At 68.6% G+C, this 20,152-nt stretch carries 14 protein-coding genes and 2 tRNA genes; 4 read left to right on the plus strand and 12 right to left on the minus strand.

Features of this window, described 5'->3' with window-relative positions; all coding sequences use genetic code 11:
- Nucleotides 1-23: 23 nt before the first annotated feature.
- The 5 genes from pheS to thrS form a co-directional block, all read right to left on the minus strand.
- The gene (gene pheS / locus BMW54_RS08625; RefSeq protein ID WP_090054628.1) at nt 24-1,016 is read right to left on the minus strand and encodes a phenylalanine--tRNA ligase subunit alpha; all 993 of its coding nucleotides are present in this window, start codon (nt 1,014-1,016) and stop codon (nt 24-26) included.
- 100 nt (nt 1,017-1,116) lie between these two features.
- Nucleotides 1,117-1,476 (minus strand): 50S ribosomal protein L20, encoded by a 360-nt coding sequence (rplT, locus tag BMW54_RS08630; protein ID WP_072322974.1) that lies wholly within the window; start codon nt 1,474-1,476, stop codon nt 1,117-1,119.
- 14 nt (nt 1,477-1,490) lie between these two features.
- Nucleotides 1,491-1,688, minus strand: a complete 198-nt coding sequence (rpmI, locus tag BMW54_RS08635) for a 50S ribosomal protein L35 (protein ID WP_036114929.1) — start codon at nt 1,686-1,688, stop codon at nt 1,491-1,493.
- A 258-nt stretch (nt 1,689-1,946) separates the two neighbouring features.
- Nucleotides 1,947-2,606, minus strand: coding sequence for a translation initiation factor IF-3 (infC, locus tag BMW54_RS08640; RefSeq protein WP_343124114.1), 660 nt, complete (start codon nt 2,604-2,606; stop codon nt 1,947-1,949).
- The gene (gene thrS / locus BMW54_RS08645) at nt 2,519-4,420 is read right to left on the minus strand and encodes a threonine--tRNA ligase (RefSeq protein ID WP_090055841.1); all 1,902 of its coding nucleotides are present in this window, start codon (nt 4,418-4,420) and stop codon (nt 2,519-2,521) included. Before thrS ends, infC begins: the two co-directional genes overlap by 88 nt.
- A gap of 234 nt (nt 4,421-4,654) precedes the next feature.
- Here thrS and BMW54_RS08650 point away from each other — a divergent pair, with 234 nt between their 5' ends.
- Nucleotides 4,655-5,665: an NAD-dependent epimerase gene (locus BMW54_RS08650; RefSeq protein WP_090054631.1), complete on the plus strand. Its 1,011-nt coding sequence runs from the start codon at nt 4,655-4,657 to the stop codon at nt 5,663-5,665.
- A gap of 78 nt (nt 5,666-5,743) precedes the next feature.
- On the opposite strand, the gene recD is transcribed toward BMW54_RS08650, so the two are convergent.
- The 6 genes from recD to uvrB all read right to left on the minus strand — a co-directional run bounded on the left by recD (nt 5,744) and on the right by uvrB (nt 17,580).
- A complete protein-coding gene (gene recD / locus BMW54_RS08655) occupies nt 5,744-7,621 on the minus strand; it encodes an exodeoxyribonuclease V subunit alpha (RefSeq protein ID WP_090054633.1) in 1,878 nt (625 codons plus the stop codon).
- Entirely contained in the window at nt 7,618-11,271 is a 3,654-nt protein-coding gene (gene recB / locus BMW54_RS08660; RefSeq protein WP_090054635.1) for an exodeoxyribonuclease V subunit beta, read from the minus strand. The genes recD and recB overlap by 4 nt, the downstream gene beginning before the upstream one ends.
- The gene (gene recC, locus BMW54_RS08665) at nt 11,268-14,681 is read right to left on the minus strand and encodes an exodeoxyribonuclease V subunit gamma (protein WP_254779265.1); all 3,414 of its coding nucleotides are present in this window, start codon (nt 14,679-14,681) and stop codon (nt 11,268-11,270) included. Before recC ends, recB begins: the two co-directional genes overlap by 4 nt.
- Nucleotides 14,682-14,757: 76 nt before the next feature.
- Entirely contained in the window at nt 14,758-15,177 is a 420-nt protein-coding gene (locus BMW54_RS08670; protein ID WP_090054636.1) for a CopD family protein, read from the minus strand.
- A 217-nt stretch (nt 15,178-15,394) separates the two neighbouring features.
- Nucleotides 15,395-15,469: transfer RNA gene (locus BMW54_RS08675), tRNA-Val, on the minus strand.
- An 89-nt stretch (nt 15,470-15,558) separates the two neighbouring features.
- Nucleotides 15,559-17,580, minus strand: a complete 2,022-nt coding sequence (gene uvrB, locus BMW54_RS08680; RefSeq protein ID WP_090054638.1) for an excinuclease ABC subunit UvrB — start codon at nt 17,578-17,580, stop codon at nt 15,559-15,561.
- Nucleotides 17,581-17,708: 128 nt separating this feature from the next.
- Between uvrB and BMW54_RS08685 the strand changes: the two genes are divergently transcribed.
- The 3 genes from BMW54_RS08685 to BMW54_RS08695 all read left to right on the plus strand — a co-directional run bounded on the left by BMW54_RS08685 (nt 17,709) and on the right by BMW54_RS08695 (nt 19,268).
- Nucleotides 17,709-18,248, plus strand: coding sequence for a GspH/FimT family pseudopilin (locus BMW54_RS08685; protein ID WP_090054639.1), 540 nt, complete (start codon nt 17,709-17,711; stop codon nt 18,246-18,248).
- 37 nt (nt 18,249-18,285) lie between these two features.
- Nucleotides 18,286-18,362 (plus strand) — tRNA-Asn (locus tag BMW54_RS08690).
- A gap of 252 nt (nt 18,363-18,614) precedes the next feature.
- Complete coding sequence (locus tag BMW54_RS08695) at nt 18,615-19,268, plus strand: NYN domain-containing protein (protein WP_175472812.1); 654 nt, start codon at nt 18,615-18,617, stop codon at nt 19,266-19,268.
- Nucleotides 19,269-19,272: 4 nt separating this feature from the next.
- Here BMW54_RS08695 and BMW54_RS08700 read toward each other — a convergent pair whose 3' ends face one another.
- Nucleotides 19,273-20,043 carry an SDR family NAD(P)-dependent oxidoreductase gene (locus BMW54_RS08700; protein WP_090054643.1) on the minus strand — a complete coding sequence of 257 codons (771 nt, stop codon included), beginning with the start codon at nt 20,041-20,043 and terminating at the stop codon, nt 19,273-19,275.
- Between the last annotated feature and the right edge of the window lie 109 nt (nt 20,044-20,152).

Consider the following 20,152-nt stretch of genomic DNA (forward strand, 5'->3'; position numbering starts at 1 on the left):
GGCCGGCCACGCGTCGATGCGGGTCAGGCGAACTGACGCAGGAAGCGCAGGTCGTTCTCGAAGAACGCGCGCAGGTCGCCCACGCCATAGCGCAGCATGGCGAAGCGTTCGACGCCGAGGCCGAAGGCGAAGCCCGTGTAGCGCTCCGGGTCGATGCCGCAGTTCGCCAGCACGGTCGGATGAACCATGCCGCAGCCGAGCACCTCGAGCCAGCGGCTGCTGCCGTCTTCGGCGTCCCAGCGGATGTCGACTTCCGCGGACGGCTCGGTGAACGGGAAATAGCTCGGGCGGAAGCGCATCTCGAAGTCGCGCTCGAAGAACGCGCGCACGAACTCGGCCAGCGTGCCCTTGAGGTCGGCGAAGCTCGAGGTCTCGTCGACCAGCAGGCCTTCGATCTGGTGGAACATCGGCGAGTGCGTCTGATCCGAATCGCTGCGGTAGACCTTGCCCGGCGCGATGATGCGGATCGGCGGCTGGCGGCCCTGCATGGAGCGGATCTGCACCGGCGAGGTGTGCGTGCGCAGCAGGCGGCCGTCACCGAAATAGAAGGTGTCGTGCATCGCGCGCGCGGGATGATGCGGCGGGAAGTTCAGCGCCTCGAAGTTGTGCCAGTCGTCCTCGATTTCCGGGCCGTCGGCACGCTGGTAGCCGAGGCGACCGAAAATGTCGGCGATGCGCTCGAGCGCGCGCGTGATCGGGTGGATGCCACCGTATTCGCCATCGCGTCCCGGCAGGGTCACGTCGATGCGTTCGGAGGCGAGGCGACGATCCAGTTCGGCTTGTTCGAGCGACTGCCTGCGTGCGGCGATGGCATCGGTCAGGCGTTCCTTGACGCGATTGACCTCGGCGCCGCGCGCCTTGCGCTCGTCGCCCGTCAGCTGGCCCAGTGCCTTGAGCGCCGCCGTGACCGCGCCGTTCTTGCCCAGCAGCGCGACGCGGACGGCGTCCAGCGCATCGAGGGTGGCGGCGGCTTCGATGTCCTTGAGGGACGCGTCGATGTTCTCGATCGATTCCATCGGTTTTCCTGACGTGGAAAAAGAAATGGGGAGAAGGCAAGGCCTTCTCCCCACGTCATCCATCTTCGCGCGATAAGACTACCGCGCGTGGTAAAGCGGATTACGCAGCCAGACTGGCCTTGGCCTTCTCTGCGATCGCGCCAAACGCCTTGATGTCGTGCACGGCCAGATCGGCGAGGACCTTGCGGTCGACCGAGATGTTGGCCTTGGCCAGACCGTTGATCAGGCGGCTGTACGACAGACCGAACTGACGGGCGGCGGCATTGATACGGACGATCCACAGCGCGCGGAACTGACGCTTGCGCTGCTTGCGGCCGATGTAGGCGTACTGACCGGCCTTGATGACGGCCTGGTTAGCTACGCGGAAAACCTTGCGACGGGCGTTGTAGTAGCCCTTGGCACGGCCGATGATCTTCTTGTGACGACGACGGGCGGTAACACCACGCTTAACACGAGCCATTTTTCAGCCCTCCCTCAGAGATACGGCAACATGCGAGCCACACCCTTGGTGTCGCACGCCTTGACGTGGTTGGGAGCGCGCAGGCCGCGCTTACGCTTGGTCGACTTCTTCGTCAGGATGTGCGACTTGAAGGCGTGACCGGCCTTGAACTTGCCGGACGCGGTCTTGCGAAAACGCTTCGCGGCCGCCCGGTTGGTCTTGATCTTGGGCATCGGAATGCTCCGTATTCGGTTGCTGACTGATCCGGCGGCAAGGCCCTGAAGGGCCTGCACTTTCCTTCCTGCCGGGTACGGTGGATCGGCCCATCCATACGGACCGAGCCGGCGATGATACACGAATCTAAAAGGTATGTGTAGGAGCGGACCTGGCCGCGACCGCCGTTCACGCCAGCCTGCGGAGTGGCGCGCCGGCACGCGGACCGGGGCGAAGAGCGTTCGCGCCCAGGTGCGCTCCCACGGGAGGCCGGAGGATCAGGCCTTTTTCTTCGGGCCGATCATCATGACCATCTGACGGCCTTCGAGGCGCGGGAACGACTCGACGACGCCGTCTTCGCCGATGTCCGTCTGGACGCGGCGGGCCAGGTTCTGGCCGAGGTCCTGGTGGGACATTTCACGGCCGCGGAAGCGGATCGTGACCTTGACCTTGTCGCCCTCTTCGAGGAACTCGCGCATCTTGCGCAGCTTGATCTGGTAGTCGCCCTCGTCGGTGACCGGGCGGAACTTCACTTCCTTGATCTCGACCTGCTTCTGCTTCTTCTTGGCAGCGGAGGCCTTCTTCTGGGCTTCGAACTTGAACTTGCCGTAATCCATGATCTTGCAGACCGGCGGATCGCCGTTCGGCTGGATCTCGACGAGGTCCATGCCGAGGTCCTCGGCGGCACGGATGGCGTCACGGGTGTCCATGATGCCCATCTGCTCGCCTTCGGCGCCCAGCACGCGAACCCGCGGAACGCGGATCTCGTTGTTCTTGCGATTGCCCTTGTTATCGGTCGTAGCGATACCGCTATCCTCCAGAAGAATGATCCCAATACCGGACCCGCGGCCTAGCGGCGGGTCTCGGCTTCCAAACGTTCGACGAACTGAGCCACCGGCATGCTGCCGAGGTCTTCGCCGCCGCGGGTACGTACGGATATGGTACCCGTTTCCTTTTCGCGGTCGCCGACCACGATCAGATAGGGAACCTTCTGCAACGTATGCTCGCGGATTTTATATCCGACTTTTTCGTTGCGCAAATCAGCCTGCACCCTGAAGCCTTTTCCTACAAGGGCTTGCGTGACGTCTTGCACGTAATCGGCCTGTGCGTCCGTGATGCTGAACGCCACTGCCTGAATGGGGGCGAGCCAGGTCGGAAGCAACCCGGCATGGTGCTCGATCAGGATGCCGATGAAGCGCTCCATCGAGCCCACGATGGCCCGGTGCAGCATCACGGGATGCTGGCGCTGGCTGTTTTCGTCCACGTACTCGGCGCCGAGGCGCTCGGGCATCATGAAATCCACCTGCATCGTGCCCACCTGCCAGGCGCGGCCGATGGAGTCCTTCATGTGGTACTCGATCTTCGGGCCGTAGAAGGCGCCCTCGCCCGGCAGCTCCTCCCATGCCACGCCGGCGGCCGACAGGGCCGCGCGCAGGGCGTGCTCGGCCTTGTCCCAGACCTCGTCCGAGCCGATGCGCTTGTCCGGGCGCAGCGCGATCTTCATCGCGATGTCGTTGAAGCCGAAGTCCTCGTACACCTTCATGGCCTGCGCATGGAACGCCGCCACCTCGCCCTCGATCTGGGCCGGGGTGCAGAAGATGTGGCCGTCGTCCTGCGTGAAGGCGCGCACGCGCATGATGCCGTGCAGCGCGCCCGACGGCTCGTTGCGGTGGCAGCCGCCGAACTCGCCGTAACGGATCGGCAGGTCGCGGTAGCTGTGCAGGTTCGTGTTGAAGATCTGCACGTGACCCGGGCAGTTCATCGGCTTCAGGGCGTACGTGCGCTTCTCCGACTCAGTGAAGAACATGTTCTCCTGGTAGTTGTCCCAGTGGCCCGACTTCTTCCAGAGGCTGACGTCCATGATCTGCGGACCGCGGACCTCCTGGTAGCCGCTCTTGCGGTACACGCCGCGGACGTACTGCTCCACCGCCTGCCAGATCGCCCAGCCCTTGGGATGCCAGAACACCATGCCCGGGGCTTCTTCCTGCATGTGGAAGAGGTCCAGCTGCTTGCCGATGCGGCGGTGGTCGCGCTTTTCGGCCTCTTCGAGCTGGTGCAGGTAGGCCTTAAGATCCTTGTCGTTGAGCCAGGCCGTGCCGTAGATGCGCGTCAGCATCTCGTTGTTGGAATCGCCGCGCCAGTAGGCGCCCGCGACCTTCATCAGCTTGAACGCGCGCAGCTTGCCCGTGTTGGCCACGTGCGGACCACGGCAGAGGTCGGTGAACTCGCCCTGCGTGTAGAGCGAGAGCTCTTCGTTGGCCGGGATGCTCTCGATGATCTGGGCCTTGTACTCCTCGCCCATGCCGCGGAAGAAGCGGATCGCCTCGTCGCGCGTCTTCACCGAGCGCGTGACCGGGATCTCCTCCTTGACGATCTTTTCCATCTCGGCCTGGATCGCGCCCAGATCGTCCGGGGTGAACGGGCGCTCGTACGCGAAGTCGTAATAGAAGCCGTTCTCGACCACGGGGCCGATCGTGACCTGCGCGCCGGGGAACAGGCGCTGCACGGCCTGGCCCAGCAGGTGGGCCGTGGAGTGGCGCAGGATGTCCAGCGCCTCGGGGCTCTTGTCGGTGACGATCTCGAGCGCGGCGTCGCGATCGATGGTGTAGCTGGCGTCGACCAGCTTGCCGTCGACCTTGCCGGCGAGGGTGGCCTTGGCGAGGCCGGCGCCGATGGAGGCGGCGACGTCCTGCACGGAAACGGGATGCTCGAACGGGCGCTGGCTGCCGTCGGGAAGCGTGATCTGGATCATGGGAGGCGTGTTTCCGGAAAACAAAAAGGGCGCCAGGCGCCCTTCGATGGTGACGAAGACGTGGCGGGGGCTCAGGTTGGGAAGCGCGTAGTCCGCATGTCGCACACTCGGCCGGCGTTGCCGCGGGCCACCTTCGTTCGTGGTTATCTGCCGAAAACTAGATCAGGGCTGCTCCCGTGTCAATAAAGGGGTCCGTTACACTGTGCGGCCGCCCTACCCCGCAGGCCCTACCCCATGCGCATCCTGGTCACCGGCAGTGCCGGCTTCGTCGGCTCGGCCCTCACCGAACGCCTGCTCGCCCGCGGCGACACGGTGATGGGTTTCGACAACCACAACGATTACTACGACCCGGCCCTGAAGGAAGCGCGCCTGGCGCGCTTCATCGACCATCCGGGGTACACGCACGTGCGGGCCGATCTTTCGGAGCAGGCCGCGGTCGACCGCGCGTTCGCCGATTTCCAGCCCGAGCGCGTGGCGCACCTCGCGGCGCAGGCGGGCGTGCGGTACTCGCTGACGCATCCGCACGCCTACGTGCAGAGCAACCTCGTAGGCTTCGTCAACATCCTCGAGGCCTGCCGGCGACATAAGGTCGGGCACCTGGTCTACGCGTCGTCGAGCTCGGTGTATGGCGCGAACCGGAAGATGCCGTTCGCGGTCGAGGACGCCGTCGACCATCCGGTCAGCCTCTACGCCGCGACCAAGAAATCGAACGAGCTGATGGCGCACACCTATAGCCATCTCTTCGGCCTCCCGACCACGGGCCTGCGCTTCTTCACCGTCTACGGCCCGTGGGGACGCCCGGACATGTCGCCGATCCTGTTCGCCAGCCGCATCGTGCGCGGCGAGCCGATCGACGTGTACAACCACGGCCAGCACAGCCGCGATTTCACGTACATCGACGACATCGTCGAGGGCGTGATCCGCACGCTCGACCATCCGGCCGAGGCCGATCCGTCCTACGACCCCGTGTCGCCGAATCCCGGCACGTCCGCCGCGCCGTACCGCGTCTACAACATCGGCAACGACGAGCCGGTGCAGCTGCTCGACTTCATCGCCACGCTGGAAAAGCACCTCGGACGCAGCGTGGAGAAGAACCTGCTGCCGATGCAGCCGGGCGACGTGCCCGACACGTGGGCCGACGTATCGGCGCTACGGCGCGACGTGGGTTATGCGCCGTCGACGCCGATCGACGAGGGTCTGCGGAAGTTCGCGGAGTGGTACAAGGGGTTTTACGGCGTCGGTTGAGTTTGCCGCGTCGCTCGCCATCGGGCCCGCTATCGCGGGATCGCCGATACGATCGGCTCCCACCTGCCGGCCGCCGCGTCACGACAGGCGGCGGAGCAGGCCTGACGCGCGCTGGGTTTTCTGCCGGACGGCGTGGTCGAAGATGTCGGGCGACGCGAGCAACGTGAAGTGGCTGCGCGCGCGGGTCACGCCGGTGTAGACCAGCTCGCGGGTCAGCACCGGCGACGGCTCGGCCGGAAGCGCGAGCGCCGTGTGCTCGAACTCGGAACCCTGCGATTTGTGCACCGTCATCGCGTACACGGTCTCCACCGCCGCGAGCCGGCTCGGCACGACGAAGCGGATGCGTTCGCCGCCACCCTCGTCCATCACCGAAAACGCCACGCGCAACGCCATGCCGCCCTGCGCGTCGCGGATCCACAGCGTGACCCCGACGTCGCCGTTCATCAGACCCAGCGCGTAATCGTTGCGCGTGACCATGACGGGACGGCCTTCGTACCAGCCATCCACAGCGTCGACAAGCCCCCGCTCCAGCAGCCCCTGCGCGATGCGCGCGTTCTGCTTTTCCACGCCGGCCTCGCCGTGGCGCACCGCGCAGAGCAACTGGAACCGCGCGTACGCGCGCAGCGTGGCGGCACCCCAGGCCGTGAACGCGTCGTCCGCCGCGTCGGCGGCGGGGCGTGTGGCCTCCAGCTCGCGAAGGTAGTGCGCGTAGCCGGGCGCGTCCCCGCGACCGTCGATCGCCAGCGCGGCGATCGTGGCGGGCGTGCCGGGGTGCAACGCGATGTCCGCCGGCGCGTTGGCGAACACCTCGCGCACCGCGGCCGCGTCGCCCGCGTTGATCGCCGCGGCGAGTGCGCCGATGCCGCTCTCGCTGCCGAAACGTCGGCTCCGTCGCAGCATCGCGACGTGCTGGTCGAGCGGGCGCGCATCGGCCGCGTCGCTCCACGCGGCGACGTCCACGCCGCAGGTGCGCGCGAGCCAGTCGCGCGTGGCCACGTCGTAATGACCGCGGTCCGCGCGAGCGCAGAGGTCGCCGAGGACGGCACCCGCCTCCACCGACGACAGCTGGTCCTTGTCGCCCAGGAGGACGAGCCGGGCGCCGGCCGGCAACGCGTCGAGCGTGGCGGACATCATCTCGAGGTCGATCATCGACGCCTCGTCGATCACGAGCACGTCGAGATGCAACGGATTGTCGCGATCGTGGCGGAACGCCCGGCTGTCCGGCCGGCTACCGAGCAGACGATGCAAGGTGGTCACTTCGGCCGGGATCGCCTGCTTGATCGCATCGTCGACGTCGAGGCGCTCGATCTGCCCCGCGATCGACGCGTTGAGGCGCGCCGCCGCCTTGCCCGTCGGCGCCGCGAGCCGCACGCGCAGGCGCGGCATGCCGTTGCGGAACGCGAGCGTCTGCAGCAGACCGAGCAGCCGCACCACTGTCGTGGTCTTGCCCGTTCCCGGCCCACCCGTGATGACCGCGAAGGATCCGCGCACCGCGATCGCGCACGCGATCTTCTGCCAGTCGGGCCCGTCGCCATCGGCGGCGAAGAGGCGGTCCAGTTCGTCGCCGAGGTCATCGGGCACGGGCAAGGCGTCGAGACGCGCGAGTATCCCCGCCGCCACGCTGGCCTCGTCGCGCCAGAACCGCCGCAGGTACAACCAGCCGGCGTCGAGGACGAGCGGCGTCGCCGGATCTCCGTCGGGGCCACCGACGAGGGGCGACGCGGCCAGCCAGTCGTCCGCGCCGGCCAGCGACGCGTCCATGAGCGGCAGCGCGCGCACGTCGACGCAGATGTGGCCCTCGCCCAGCTCGCGACTCGCCAGCGCCGCGGCGGCGAGGACGCGGGGGTCGCCCTGCGGATCGAGCGTCGCGAGGAAGCGTGCGAAGGCGCGGTCGACGCGGCGGAGGCGCCCGTCGTCCACCGCGCGGTCGAGCCACGTACCGATGTCGGCCGTCATGCGGGCACCCCGTCGAACAGCACGTCGAGCGCGTCGATCATGGCCTTCGGCGGGCGCTCGACGTGCACGCCATGGCCGCGCCCGTCGACGCCGCGAAGGTAGAGGTACACCGCGCCGCCGACGTGCGTGTCGTAGTCGTAGGCGTCGCCGAGGCGGGCGCGCAGCTGCCGGTGCAGCGCGAGCAGGTACAGCGCGTACTGCAGTTCGTAGCGGGCGTCGAGGATCGAACGCCGCATGGCATCGGCGGTGTAGGCTCGCTCGTCGGTACCCAGCCAGTTCGATTTGTAATCGGCCACGTACCAGCGGCCCTCGTGCTCGACGATGAGATCGATGAAGCCCTTGAGCATGCCGTTGACGGTGTCGGCGGCCAGCGCCGGCCGCGGCGCCGCGTCGAGCGTGTGCTCACGCACGATGCGATCCAGGGCGAGCGTGTCGACACCGCGCGCTTCGAAGAGGAACTCGAGCTCCGCCCGGTACCGGCGTGCGTCGTCGAGCGCCGCGAGTGCGAACGTCCGTCCGTCGGGTAGCGCCAGGGGCGTACGCAGCAGCACGAGCAGCCAGTCCGTCAGCACGTCGATGTGCCGCTCCCAGCCACGGCGCTCGCAGCGTCGCGCGACGGTGTCGCGCAGGCGCACGGGATCCGTTGCGATGGCGGCGAAGCCCTCCTCGGCGATCCATTCGAGAAGATCGTGGAGGAACGTGCCGGCTTCCGCGCCGCGCTCGAATCCGTGGATCGACGAGGCGTCGGGCGCCGCGGCGACCGGCTCGGCCGCGTACTCGACGATGATGTCGTCCGTCGCGGTCTCGGGAGCGGGCACCGCATCGTCCGCATGCCGAAGCGCGCTGTAGCTCGCGATCCACCAGGGCTTGGCGCGGGCGATTCGCGGTTCGCGCGCGGGACGTGGGGCGTCGTCGCGCGACAGCGGCACGTACGGCGTGTCGTGCGGTGCCGGCATGTAGTCCAGCGCGATCGACGGGTGCTCGCGCGCGAGATCGCGCAGAAGCCCCTCGATGGCGCCGTTGTCGATCTCGGCGCCGCCCGTCAGCAGGTGCCCGAAGGCACCGCGGTGCAGCTGCGGCTTCTTCGACGGGTTGTGGCAGACAGGCGCGACGCCGATCCAGCAGGCATGCCGCGCGCGGGTAAGCGCGACATAGAGCAGGCGAAGGTCTTCCTGCAGGGCCGCGCGCTCCGCGGCCTCCTTCGCCTCGCGCACGGCGTCGCCGGCGTCGTCGTGGCTGGCGGACAACAATTCCAGTTGCGCGCCTTCGCCGTCGTGATAGCGATAGCCCTGCCCTCCCCGCGCCGCGCCCGAGGCGCAGGCGAACGGGAGGAACACCAGCGGGTATTCGAGACCTTTGGACTTGTGGATGGTGACGACCTTCACCAGGTCGTCGTCGCTTTCGAGGCGCACGATCTGGTCGTCGCCGTGATGGCTCGCGACATCCGCGATCCGCTCGGCAAGGTGGCGGATCAGCGCCTGCTCGCCCTCGATCTTCGCGGCCGCCTGCTGCAGCAGTTCCGCGAGGTGAAGCAGGTTGGTCAGCGCGCGCTCGCCCCCCGCCGCGGCGAGCAGGCGCGCCGGCAGGTCGAAGACGTGGAGGAACCGGTGCAGCATCGCCAGCACGCCGCCGCGCCGCCAGACCTCGCGCAGCTCGAACAGCTGCTGGCCACGCCGCTCCCAGTGGCGCTCGTCGACGTTCAGTCGCTCCAGCTCGCCGTAACCCAGACCGAGGCTGCGGGTGGCGAGCGCCGCGCGCATGGCGACGTCGGACGACGGCTCCGCCACGGCGCGCAGCCAGAGCAGCACGTCGTGCGCTTCCACGCTCTCCAGCACGGAGTCGCGATCCGACAGGAACACGCTGCGCACGCGCCGCTGCGTCAGGGCCGCGCGCATCTCGGCGGCTTCGTTATGGCTGCGCACGAGGATCGCGATGTCGGCCGGCTTCAGCGGCACGAACGTGCCGTCGGCGCCCGTGAAGCCGCACGCGCCGCGATCCGCGGCCTGCAGCAGCTCGACGATGCGCGCGGCGCACGCCCCCGCCATCTGGTCGCGGTACATCCGCACGCCGACCGGCGCCTCGTCGTCGAGCAGCCACAGCTGCATGGCCGGCTGCGGTTCGCCGTCGACGGTGAAGGCCTCCTTGCGTCCGCGCGCCTGCACGGGAACGAAGGGCAGCCCGCGGGCGTCGAAATGGAACGCGCCCGTGGCGTGCGCCTCGGCACGGCCGAACACGGCGTTCACCGCGGCGACCATCCCTTCGCTGGAGCGGTGGTTGGTGTCGAGGCTGTAATGCGGCGGACGCGCCTCGCGGCGTGCCGCGAGGTAGGTATGGATGTCGGCGCCGCGGAACGCGTAGATCGCCTGTTTCGGATCGCCGATCAGCAGCAGGCCCTGCTCGGGCGCCTCGCCGTAGATCGCGCGGAAGATCCGGTACTGCAGCGGATCGGTGTCCTGGAATTCGTCGATGAGCGCGAGCGGATACTGCCCGCGGATCGTCGCCGCGAGATCGGCGCCGGACGGCGCCGCCAGCGCGCGGTCGAGGCGCAGCAGCAGGTCGTCGAAACCGATCTGCGCGCGGCGGCGCTTCTGCGCGGCGAAGCGCTCGCGCACCCAACGCAACGCATCGGCCAGCACCACGTGACGCACGCCCACCTTGCCCGCCTGCCATGCCTGCCAGTGATCGAGGGCGCCGAACGCGGGATGGGACGGCGGCGTCTTGCCCTTGCCGGTGGCCTTCGCCAGCCGCGCCGTCGCATAGCGCGCGATATCGAAGCCCGCGGCGTCGCCGCCGGTGGCGAAGCGACGCATGGCCGCGAGGTCGAGCGGCATGCGGTCGGGCTTGTACCAGCCGTTGTGCAACACCTTGCCGCGCACGGCCTCCGTCAGCAGCGCTTCGAGCGCGTCGGCGTCGGCCAGCCACGAACGGGCGGCATCGGCGAGGCGCCGCGCCGCTTCCCCGTCCCACGCCGCCCGACCGGCGAGCGTCGCCGCCATGTCGACCTCGTGCGGCAACACGTCGCCGTTGACGCGCAACGTCGTCTCGCCGCCACCAAGCAGCGGCCGTAGCGAGCGGAGCAACGCCTCGGGCGTGCGCCACTCCTCGAGGATCGGCGCGAGCCGGCCCTCGTCGAGCGGATAGAAGGCCTGTCGCCAGTAGTCGCGCACGCATTCGGCGAGCAGTTCGCTCTCGTCGGGCTCCAGCGTCTGCGCGAAGGCGTGCCCGCTGCCGAACGCGTGCTGGGTCAGCATGCGCTGGCTCCAGCCGTGGATGGTGAAGACCGCGGCCTCGTCCATCCATTGCGCGGCGAGTTCGAGCCGTCGCGCGCAGGCGGCGTGGTCGTCCGGCGCGTATTCGGCCATCAGTTCGTCGAGGAACGGCTCCTCCGCCCTGCCCGCCCGGAACGCGCGCGCCGCGTCGACCAGGCGTGCGCGGATGCGTTCGCGCAGCTCCTGTGTCGCCGCCTCGGTGAAGGTGACGACGAGCACCTGCGGCGGCAACAGTGGACGGTCGATGCCGTGGCCCAGCATCGCGCGCACGTAGAGCGCCGCGATCGTCCAGGTCTTGCCGGTGCCCGCGCTGGCCTCGATCAGGCGCACGCCGTCGAGTGGCATCGCCAGCGGTCGCAGGGGCCGCGTGTCGACGCTCATGCGGCCTCCACGCGCAGCGCGGCGAGCAGATCGCGGTACGGCTGCAGCCAGCGATCGAAGCCGGCGCCCTCCAGCGCGGCGAACTCGGGCCATGCCCGCGCCAGATAGGGGTCGCCGTCGACTTCGCCACGCGTGCGTTCGTGCACGCCTTCGTAGGCGTGGCGGGCCGCCGTGCGCGCCTCGTCGGCCGGGGCGCCTAGCGCGGCCAGCGCCGTCCTCACGGCGACCGGCAGTGGCATGCGCATGCCTTCCCGCCACGCGTGCACGAGCGTGTCGAGCATCCGCCGCGCGTGATCGGCATCCATGGCATCGAGGACGATCGTCGCGTCGGGACCGATGTAACGCGTTTCCAGTGCGACACCGGCCGCCTGCGCCACAAGGTGATCGACCCACGGCGCGACGAGCCGATGCGCCTTCGGCGTGCCGTCGTCGCCCAGTACCGCCGACGGGGACAGCAGCAACGACGCGAGACGGCCCGACGCATCGGCATGCAGATCGGCCAGCCAGTCTTCCAGCACGACGCCGGCGACCTCGAGGCGGACCTCGCGCTTGCCCGCATCGTGCGGCCAGGCGCGCCGCTCGGCGGCATGACGACCGACGACGATGCCGGCGGTCGTCTCGATGTCGCGCCGCACCGGTGCGGCGAACGCGCCCATCGGCAGCAGACCGCTGCGCTGCAGCCGCGCCGCCGCTTCCGCGATCGAGGTGCTCGCCGGACCGTCACCCCGGACCGCCGCGCGCAGCACCATGTCGGTCATGGCGAAGCGGCCGAGACCGTCGACCGCGAACGGCTCGAGGTCGTCGGCGGCCACGTCGGCGATGTCGAAGCGCACGCCGAGGCGCGACTGGAAGAACTCGCGCACCGGGTGGCGCAGGAAGCGCCGCAGCACGGCGAGGCCGATCGGGCGTTCGACCACGAAGGGCGGCAGCGCGGCATCCGGCAGAGACACGGCGCCGTCGTGCGCCTGGCGCCACTCGCTCGCATAGGTGAACAGGCGCTCGTCGCCCTCGCGGAAATAACCGCGGCTGAAGGGCTGCAACGGATGCTCGACCGTAAGGCGCGACAGGGGCGACGCATCGTCCGCGCCGCGCCAGCCGGCGGCGAGGTAGTCGCGAAGCTGGCCGACCAGCACCGAAGGCATGCGCTCCGCGTTGTCGCGGGCGCTGCGGCCGACCCAGCCGATGTGCAGCGCGTCGCGTGCGGAAAGCAACGCTTCGAGGAACAGGTAGCGGTCGTCCTCGCGGCGCGAACGGTCGCCCGGACGCCAGGCGCCGGCGCGCGACATCAGGTCGAAATCCATCGGGGGGCGCGCGCGCGGATAATCGCCGTCGTTCATGCCGAGCAGGCAGACGAGGCGGAACGGGATCGCGCGCATCGGCATCAGCGTGCCGAAGCTCACGGCGCCTGCGAGGAACCGCTTGGACAAGCCGCCGTCGTCGAGCTGGCCGAGCCACGCTTCGCGCACGACGTCGATCGGCAGGGCTTCGTCGAACGCCGCTTCGGCGCAGGCGCGCTCCCACGCGTCGAGCGCCTCGTGCAGGCGTTCGATGCGGATGCTGTCGTCGGGCTCGGCGGGGGTGAACAAGTCGCGCAGCAACGCGCGCAGGCGCAGCGCCCACGCGGCGGGCGAGGCGGGCTCAGCCAGCGCGCGCCAGTGGTCGCCCAGGCGTTGCAGGAGATCGGCGAGCGGCCCGACCAGCCCCGCGTCCAGGCCGCCGACCTCGTCGTACGGTTCGATGTCGTGCCAGGCCGCGCCGCGTCCGACGGCGTAGCCGAGCAGCATGCGGCGCAGACCGAAGAGCCACGTGTTCTGCTCCAGCGCCGGCAGGCCGAGCGACGCGCGCTGGGCGGCGTCGAGGCCCCAGCGGACGCCCGCGCCTTCGATCCACCGATGCAGCAGCGGCAGGTCGTCGACCGCCACGTCGAAGCGCGCGCGGATGGCCGGCACGTCGAGGAGGTCGGCGAGATCGCCGGCGGTGAAGCGCGATTCCGTCATGCCGAGGAGCATGTCGAGCGCCATCACCACGGGAACGGTGCCGCGCGAGGCGCGGTCGGCGACGCTGTAGGGAATGTAGCGCGCATCGTCGCGCGACACGCGACCGAAGACGGCGTCGATGTGCGGACCGTAGGTCTCGATGTCCGGCACCATCACGATCACGTCGCGCGGCAGGATCGGATCGCCCGCGCGCGCGGATGCCTCGAAGCGGGCCAGGAGCTGGTCGTGCAGGATTTCGACCTCGCGCTGGGGCCCGTGCGCGACATGGAAAACGATGCTGGTGTCGTCGGGCGCGATGGCGCGCGGCGTGGAAGGCAACGGTTCGAGATCGAGGATCGCGCCCTGCACCTGCGCCAGCAGCGTGTGGGCGGCGGGCTCCTCGAACAGGTCGATGCGCTGGTCCCACGCGGTGAACCGCTCGCGGTACGTCTCGGGGTGGTCGAATTCGTCGAGCATGCGGATGTAATCGCGCCCCTGCTTGCCCCACGCGGCCAGCAGCGGATTCGCGTACAGGTGCATGTCGGCGTCCGACGGCAGCGCGGGCATGCCGGCTTTCTGCGCCTGGCGGCGACGCTCGGCGCGAAGCAGTTCGCGGTCGTCGACGACGTCGGCCCAATAATGACGGCAGGGGTTGAGCACCACGAGCAGCACCTGCGACCAGCGCGCGAGCGCCGACAGGGCCTCGAGCGTCTGCCGGGGCAGCGACGACATGCCGAACACGACGATGCGCCGGGGAAGGCGTGCCGGCCGCGCGCCTTCCGCCGCCGTCGCGCGGAGGAAACGCGCATGCACCGCGGCACGGTGCCCCTCGGCCTCGCCGGGCCCCACGTCGTCGAGCAGCCGGCGCCAGAGCGCGGCCTGCCAGCGATCGCCCGGACCCATGGCCGGCGCCCCCCCACGCGCGTCGCGCAGCACGTCGCGTCCGGCGGCCCAGTCGTCCAGCCAGTCGGCGCGGTACACCTGGTACTGGTCGTACAGATCGGCGAGACGCTCGGCGAGCTGGTGGCACTTCCGCGCGTCGCCCTCGTTACCGAGGAACCCGGCGAGCGGTTCGAAACCTTCGTCGCGCGCGAGCGTCGGCAGCAGCCGCATCAGGCGCCAGACCAGCCGCGACTTGTCGAACGGCGACTCGGGCGGCACCGCATCGTCGCCCAGTACCGCGCGATACGCCTTCCAGAGGAACCGGCCCGGCAACTGCACGTTCACCGCCGCCGCGATCCCGAGCCCCCCGGCATCCACGCCGCGCGCCAGCGCCTGCTGGAACCACTGCGCGATGCCGTTGGACTGCACCAGCACCCATTCGTCTTCGAGCGGCGCGAGCGGCGCACGGCGGAGCCACGCGACGAGCACGTCGCGCAGTTCCTCGAGTCGATTGCCGTGCAGGACCATCAGGCCCGGCGCGATGTCGTCCATGTCGCTCAACGGGCGGCTCCGGATCGGTTCGGACAGGAGCGGATCATCGCCCATCCGCGTCTCGCGGCGCGAGACGTCAGAAGGGCTTCGCCACGACGAGGTAGACGATCGCCAGCAGCACCAGCACGGGCAGTTCGTTGAACAGGCGCAGCGTCTTCGCCGGCGGCAAGGCGCCGCCCGCGATGCTCCGCTTGAGCAGGCGTCCCGACCAGACGTAGTAGCCGAGCATCACGACCACCAGCGCGATCTTCGCGTGCAGCCAGCCGCCGGAGATGTGGAAGTACAGCCAGAGCACGAGGCCGAACAGGAACGCCAGGCCGAACATGCTGTGCCCGAATTTGTAGAGCCGGCGCCCCATCAGTTCGAGGCGCGCCTTCACCGCCGGCTCCGCACCCGCCTCGGCGATGTTGACGAGGATCCGCGGCAGGTAGAACACCGTCGCCATCCAGGCGATGACGAAGACGATGTGCAGGGACTTGGTGAGCAGATAGGCCACTGGCGTCGCTCCGTCGATGAAAAGCGGAGTCTAGCGTACGCGTCATCGCCTGCCACGGACCGGGGGCGTGGTACCGGCCCCTCACGCCCCGTCATACCGGCGCACGCCGGTATCCACGGCGACCATGTCCGATGGCGCGACCACCCGAAACGCGGGCACAAAAAAAGGAGCCCGCGGCTCCTTTCTCGTTTCTTCGTGCCACTGCCGCAAGGGGAAGTGGTGGGCGGTACAAGGATCGAACTTGTGACCCCTACCATGTCAAGGTAGTGCTCTACCGCTGAGCTAACCGCCCGAAGAGCTGCGCAGTTTACCGACCGTCGACGGGGTGTGCAAGGGGGTGGCCGCTTTTCCGCAAAACCGCCGCCACGGCCGGGGACGGTGTCAGCGCAGGGCCCGCTCGCGCAGCTTGTGGATCTCGTCGCGCAGCTTGCCCGCCTCCTCGAATTCGAGGTTCTGCGCGTGCTTGTACATGCGGGCCTCCAGCTTCTTGATCGTCGAGCCGACCTGCTCGGGCGTCAGCGAACCATAGTCCGGCGCACTCTCGGCGACCTTCTTCGCCTCCTTGCCCTTCTTGCCCTTGCCGCGCGACCCGACGTCGGCCCGGGCCCCTTCCATGATGTCCGCGATACGGCGCACGACGGTCTTCGGCGTGATGCCGTTGGCCTCGTTGTACTGCATCTGCTTCTCGCGACGCCGTGCCGTCTCGTCCATCGCCTCCTGCATCGACTTCGTGATCTCGTCCGCGTAGAGGATCGCCTTGCCGCGCACGTTGCGCGCCGCGCGGCCGATCGTCTGGATCAGCGAGCGGTTGGACCGCAGGAAGCCTTCCTTGTCCGCGTCGAGCACCGCGACCAGCGACACCTCGGGCATGTCGAGGCCCTCGCGAAGCAGGTTGATGCCGACCAGCACGTCGAACTCGCCGAGGCGCAGGTCGCGGATGATTTCCGTGCGTTCCACCGTGTCGATGTCCGCGTGCAGGTACCGCACCCGTACGTCGTGCTCGGAGAGGTAATCGGTCAGGTTCTCGGCCATGCGCTTGGTCAGCGTGGTGACCAGCACGCGGTCGCCCATCGCGACGCGCTTGTGGATCTCGCCGAGCAGGTCGTCGACCTGCGTGCGCACCGGACGCACCTCCACTTCCGGATCGATGAGGCCCGTCGGACGGACGACCAGTTCGACCACGTTGTCGTCGGAACGGTCCAGCTCGTATTTCGCCGGCGTCGCGGAGACGTAGATCGCGCGCGGCGCGCGACGCTCCCACTCCTCGAAGCGCAGCGGACGGTTGTCCATCGCCGACGGCAGACGGAAGCCGAATTCCACGAGCGTCTCCTTGCGCGAACGGTCGCCCTTGTACATCGCGCCGAGCTGCGGAACGGTCACGTGCGATTCGTCGACGACCATGAGGGCGTCGGGCGGCAGGTAGTCGAACAGGGTCGGCGGCGGCTCGCCCGGGCCACGGCGCGTCATGTGCCGCGAGTAGTTCTCGATACCCTGGCAGAAGCCCACCTCGGCCATCATCTCCAGATCGAAACGCGTGCGCTGCTCGAGGCGCTGCGCCTCCACCAGCTTGTTGTCGCGATACAGCTGCTCGAGGCGCTCGGAGAGCTCGACCTTGATCGTCTCCATCGCGTTGAGCACGCTCTGCCGCGTGCTCGCGTAATGCGTCTTCGGGTAGACGGTGTACCGCGGCACCTTGCGCAGCACTTCGCCCGTGAGCGGATCGAAGAGCGACAGGTTCTCCACGTCGCCATCGAACAGCTCGATGCGCAGGGCCTCGGACTCCGACTCCGCCGGGAACACGTCGACCACCTCGCCGCGCACGCGGTACGTACCACGGCGCAGTTCCATCTCGTTGCGCACGTACTGCAATTCGGTGAGCTGGCGGATCAGCGCGCGCTGTTCGATGTGCTCGCCGCGCGACAGGATCAGGCGCAGACTCATGTAGTCCTCGGGGTCACCGAGGCCGTAGATCGCCGAGACCGTCGCCACGATCAGCGAATCGCGCCGCGACAGCAGCGCCTTCGTCGCCGCGAGACGCATCTGCTCGATGTGGTCGTTGATGCTCGAATCCTTCTCGATGAAGGTATCCGAGGCGACCACGTAGGCCTCCGGCTGGTAATAGTCGTAGTAGCTCACGAAGTACTCCACCGCGTTGTGCGGGAAGAACTCCTTGAACTCGCCGTAGAGCTGCGCCGCCAGCGTCTTGTTCGGCGCCAGCACGATCGTCGGCTTCTGCACCTGCTCGACGACGTTGGCGATCGTGAAGGTCTTGCCGGACCCGGTGACGCCGAGCAGCGTCTGGGCGGCGAGGCCCGATTCGAAGCCCTCGACGAGGCGGCGGATGGCCTCGGGCTGGTCGCCGGAGGGCTTGAACGGGGATACGAGCTGGAAGCGATCGGTCATGACTGACGATATGCTGGTTCGGACCACGAGTTTAAAGCGCCGGCGCCTACGTGCCGTGACGCGGCGCACCCGCACCGGGATGGCCCTCCGGCCGCGACGATGGCCGCCCGTCACCCAAGGACGCAACCATGCGCCGGTATCGCGCCTCCCGTGCGTTCACATTCGTCGAGATCCTCGCGGTCCTCGCCATCGCGGGCGTGCTGCTGGCCTGCGCCCTGCCCGCCTTCGGCGACGCGATCGCGCGCCATCGCCTCCGCGTGGCCACCGAAGCGCTCCTCGACGCCCTCGGCCGCGCCCGGGCCGCCGCCGTGTGGCGAAACCAGCCCACCACCCTCTGCGCGAGCGCGGATGGCCGGACCTGCCTCGCCTCGTCCGACTGGACCCGCGGCTGGATCGTCCGCCCGTCGCTTTCCGGCGATACCCGGCAGCCAGCGCTGGACGACCGGATCGTCCTCGTCCATCGGGACGGTCGCTCCTCGGTCGACTTCAAACCGAACGGCACGTCGCCGGCAAGCAACCAGACGCTCGTCCTCTGCCTGCGGGGACGACCCTCCAGCGCCGTCGCGATCGTGATCGGGAATGCGGGCCTCGCACGGCGCAGAACGGCGAGAGCCGACGAGGCCTGGACCTGCGCCGCCGCGCCTTCACGAAAGCGTAAAGATGCTTGACAGCCCCTCCGCTCTTCCACAAAATACGTGGCTCCCCGCCCGAATAGCTCAGCCGGTTAGAGCACTTGACTGTTAATCAGGGGGTCGTTGGTTCGAGTCCAACTTCGGGCGCCAGGTTTTGAAAGGCCGTGCAGCGATGCACGGCCTTTTTCTTTGGTGCTCGCGGAACACGGAGCCGCGGGTCGAGTCGCCGGCGGGCCCACGTTGCCAATGTCTTACTGCACCGTGAGCTGAATCCGACAAACAGCGTGGATTGACGGCTGCGAGCGCGCGGGGCACCATAACTGAACATCCCCGCTGGCTTCTGCCGCCGGGTCGCACGCCACCCCTTCGAGGGTGGCGTTGCCTTTTCTAAGGAATGGAAAATTGCGCACTGCCGTTTATGTCGCCGGTTTCAATCTCTTTCACTCGCTGCTGGATGGCAGGCGCGGAGCCAAGTGGCTCGACCTCCATGCACTCGCTTCGGCCGCTCTTCGGCCGCACAACACGATACGGCTCGTCCGCTATTTCACGGCGCGAGTGAAAGCCACCGACGACGACCCGGGCAAGCCCACGCGCCAGGATTTCTACATTCGTGCGCTACGAGCGCGCGATGTGGTCGTCCACTGGGGAACATTCAAGGAACGGCCGAAGCGTCGGCGTTTGGTTGATCCTCCACCTCCCCCGGCTTCCAGGTATGCCGAAGTGTGGCATCGGGAGGAGAAAGGGTCGGACGTGAACCTTGCGGTCCACATGGTCAACGACGCATGGAGTAACGCTTACGACTGCGCCGTCGTCATCTCCAACGACTCGGACCTGGCGGAGGCTTGCCACCTGGTGAGATCGCTCGGCAAGGTCGTCGGAATCATCGGTTCGCCACGGCGGCCAGCCACCGAGCTGGCGCACTGCAGCGATTTCTATCGCAGAGTCGACCTTGCCGTAGTGCGCCGATGCCAGCTGCCCCGCGTCCTCGTGGACGCGCAGGGCCGCCAGCTCGCCTGCCCGGACAGCTGGCGGCTCGAAGAAGGCCGCAAGGAGTGACCCGTCAGAGCATCATGCCCCCGGACACCTCGATGCGCTGACCGGTGATCCAGCGGTTCGCGTCGTCGAGCAGCGAGGCGACCATCGGGCCGATGTCGTCGGGCAGGCCCACGCGGCCGAGCGCCGTGTTCGCGACCACCATCTTCTGGACCTCCGGATTGTCCCTAACCACGCCGCCGCTGAAATCCGTGGCGATGGCGCCGGGGGCGACGGCGTTCACCGTGATGCCGCGCGGACCGAGTTCCTTCGCGAGGTAACGCGTGAGCACTTCCACCGCGGCCTTCATCGCGCCGTACACGGGCGTCGGCGCGCCAGCGAAGCGTGCGAGGCCGCTGGAGATGTTCACGATGCCGCCGCCGTCGGCGATGCGCGCGAGCAGGGCTTGCGTCAGCAGGAACGGGCCCTTGAAGTGCACGTCGTAGACGCCGTCCAGCTCGGCCTCGGTCGTCTCGGCGAACGTCTTGTGCAGCGAGGTGCCGGCGTTGTTGACCAGGTAGTGCAATTTCGCCGCGCCGAGTTCGGCCAGCGCACCGTCAACCGCGTCGACGAATCCGGCGAACGAGGCGGCGTTGCCGACGTCGAGCGGTAGCGCCACCGCGCGCGCACCCGCCTCGCGGGCGGCGGCGGCGACGGCGTCGGCATCGTCGCGGCGCGACTGATAGGTCAGGATGCTGTCGACGCCGCGAGCGGCGAGCGCGAGGACCATGCTGCGACCCAGGCCGCGGCTGCCGCCGGTGACGAGGGCGACCCGGCGGGAAGAAAGCGTGCTGTTCATGGCGAGGTTCCTTGGTTGGTGGGATGCTCGCCACCATAGAAGCCGGACGACGATCCCTGAATGCCGGAAGGCGCCCCCTTCTTGCCCGATCCTGCTCCCGACCTCCGGA

Source organism: Luteibacter sp. 329MFSha (genome assembly GCF_900111665.1).
GTDB lineage: Bacteria > Pseudomonadota > Gammaproteobacteria > Xanthomonadales > Rhodanobacteraceae > Luteibacter.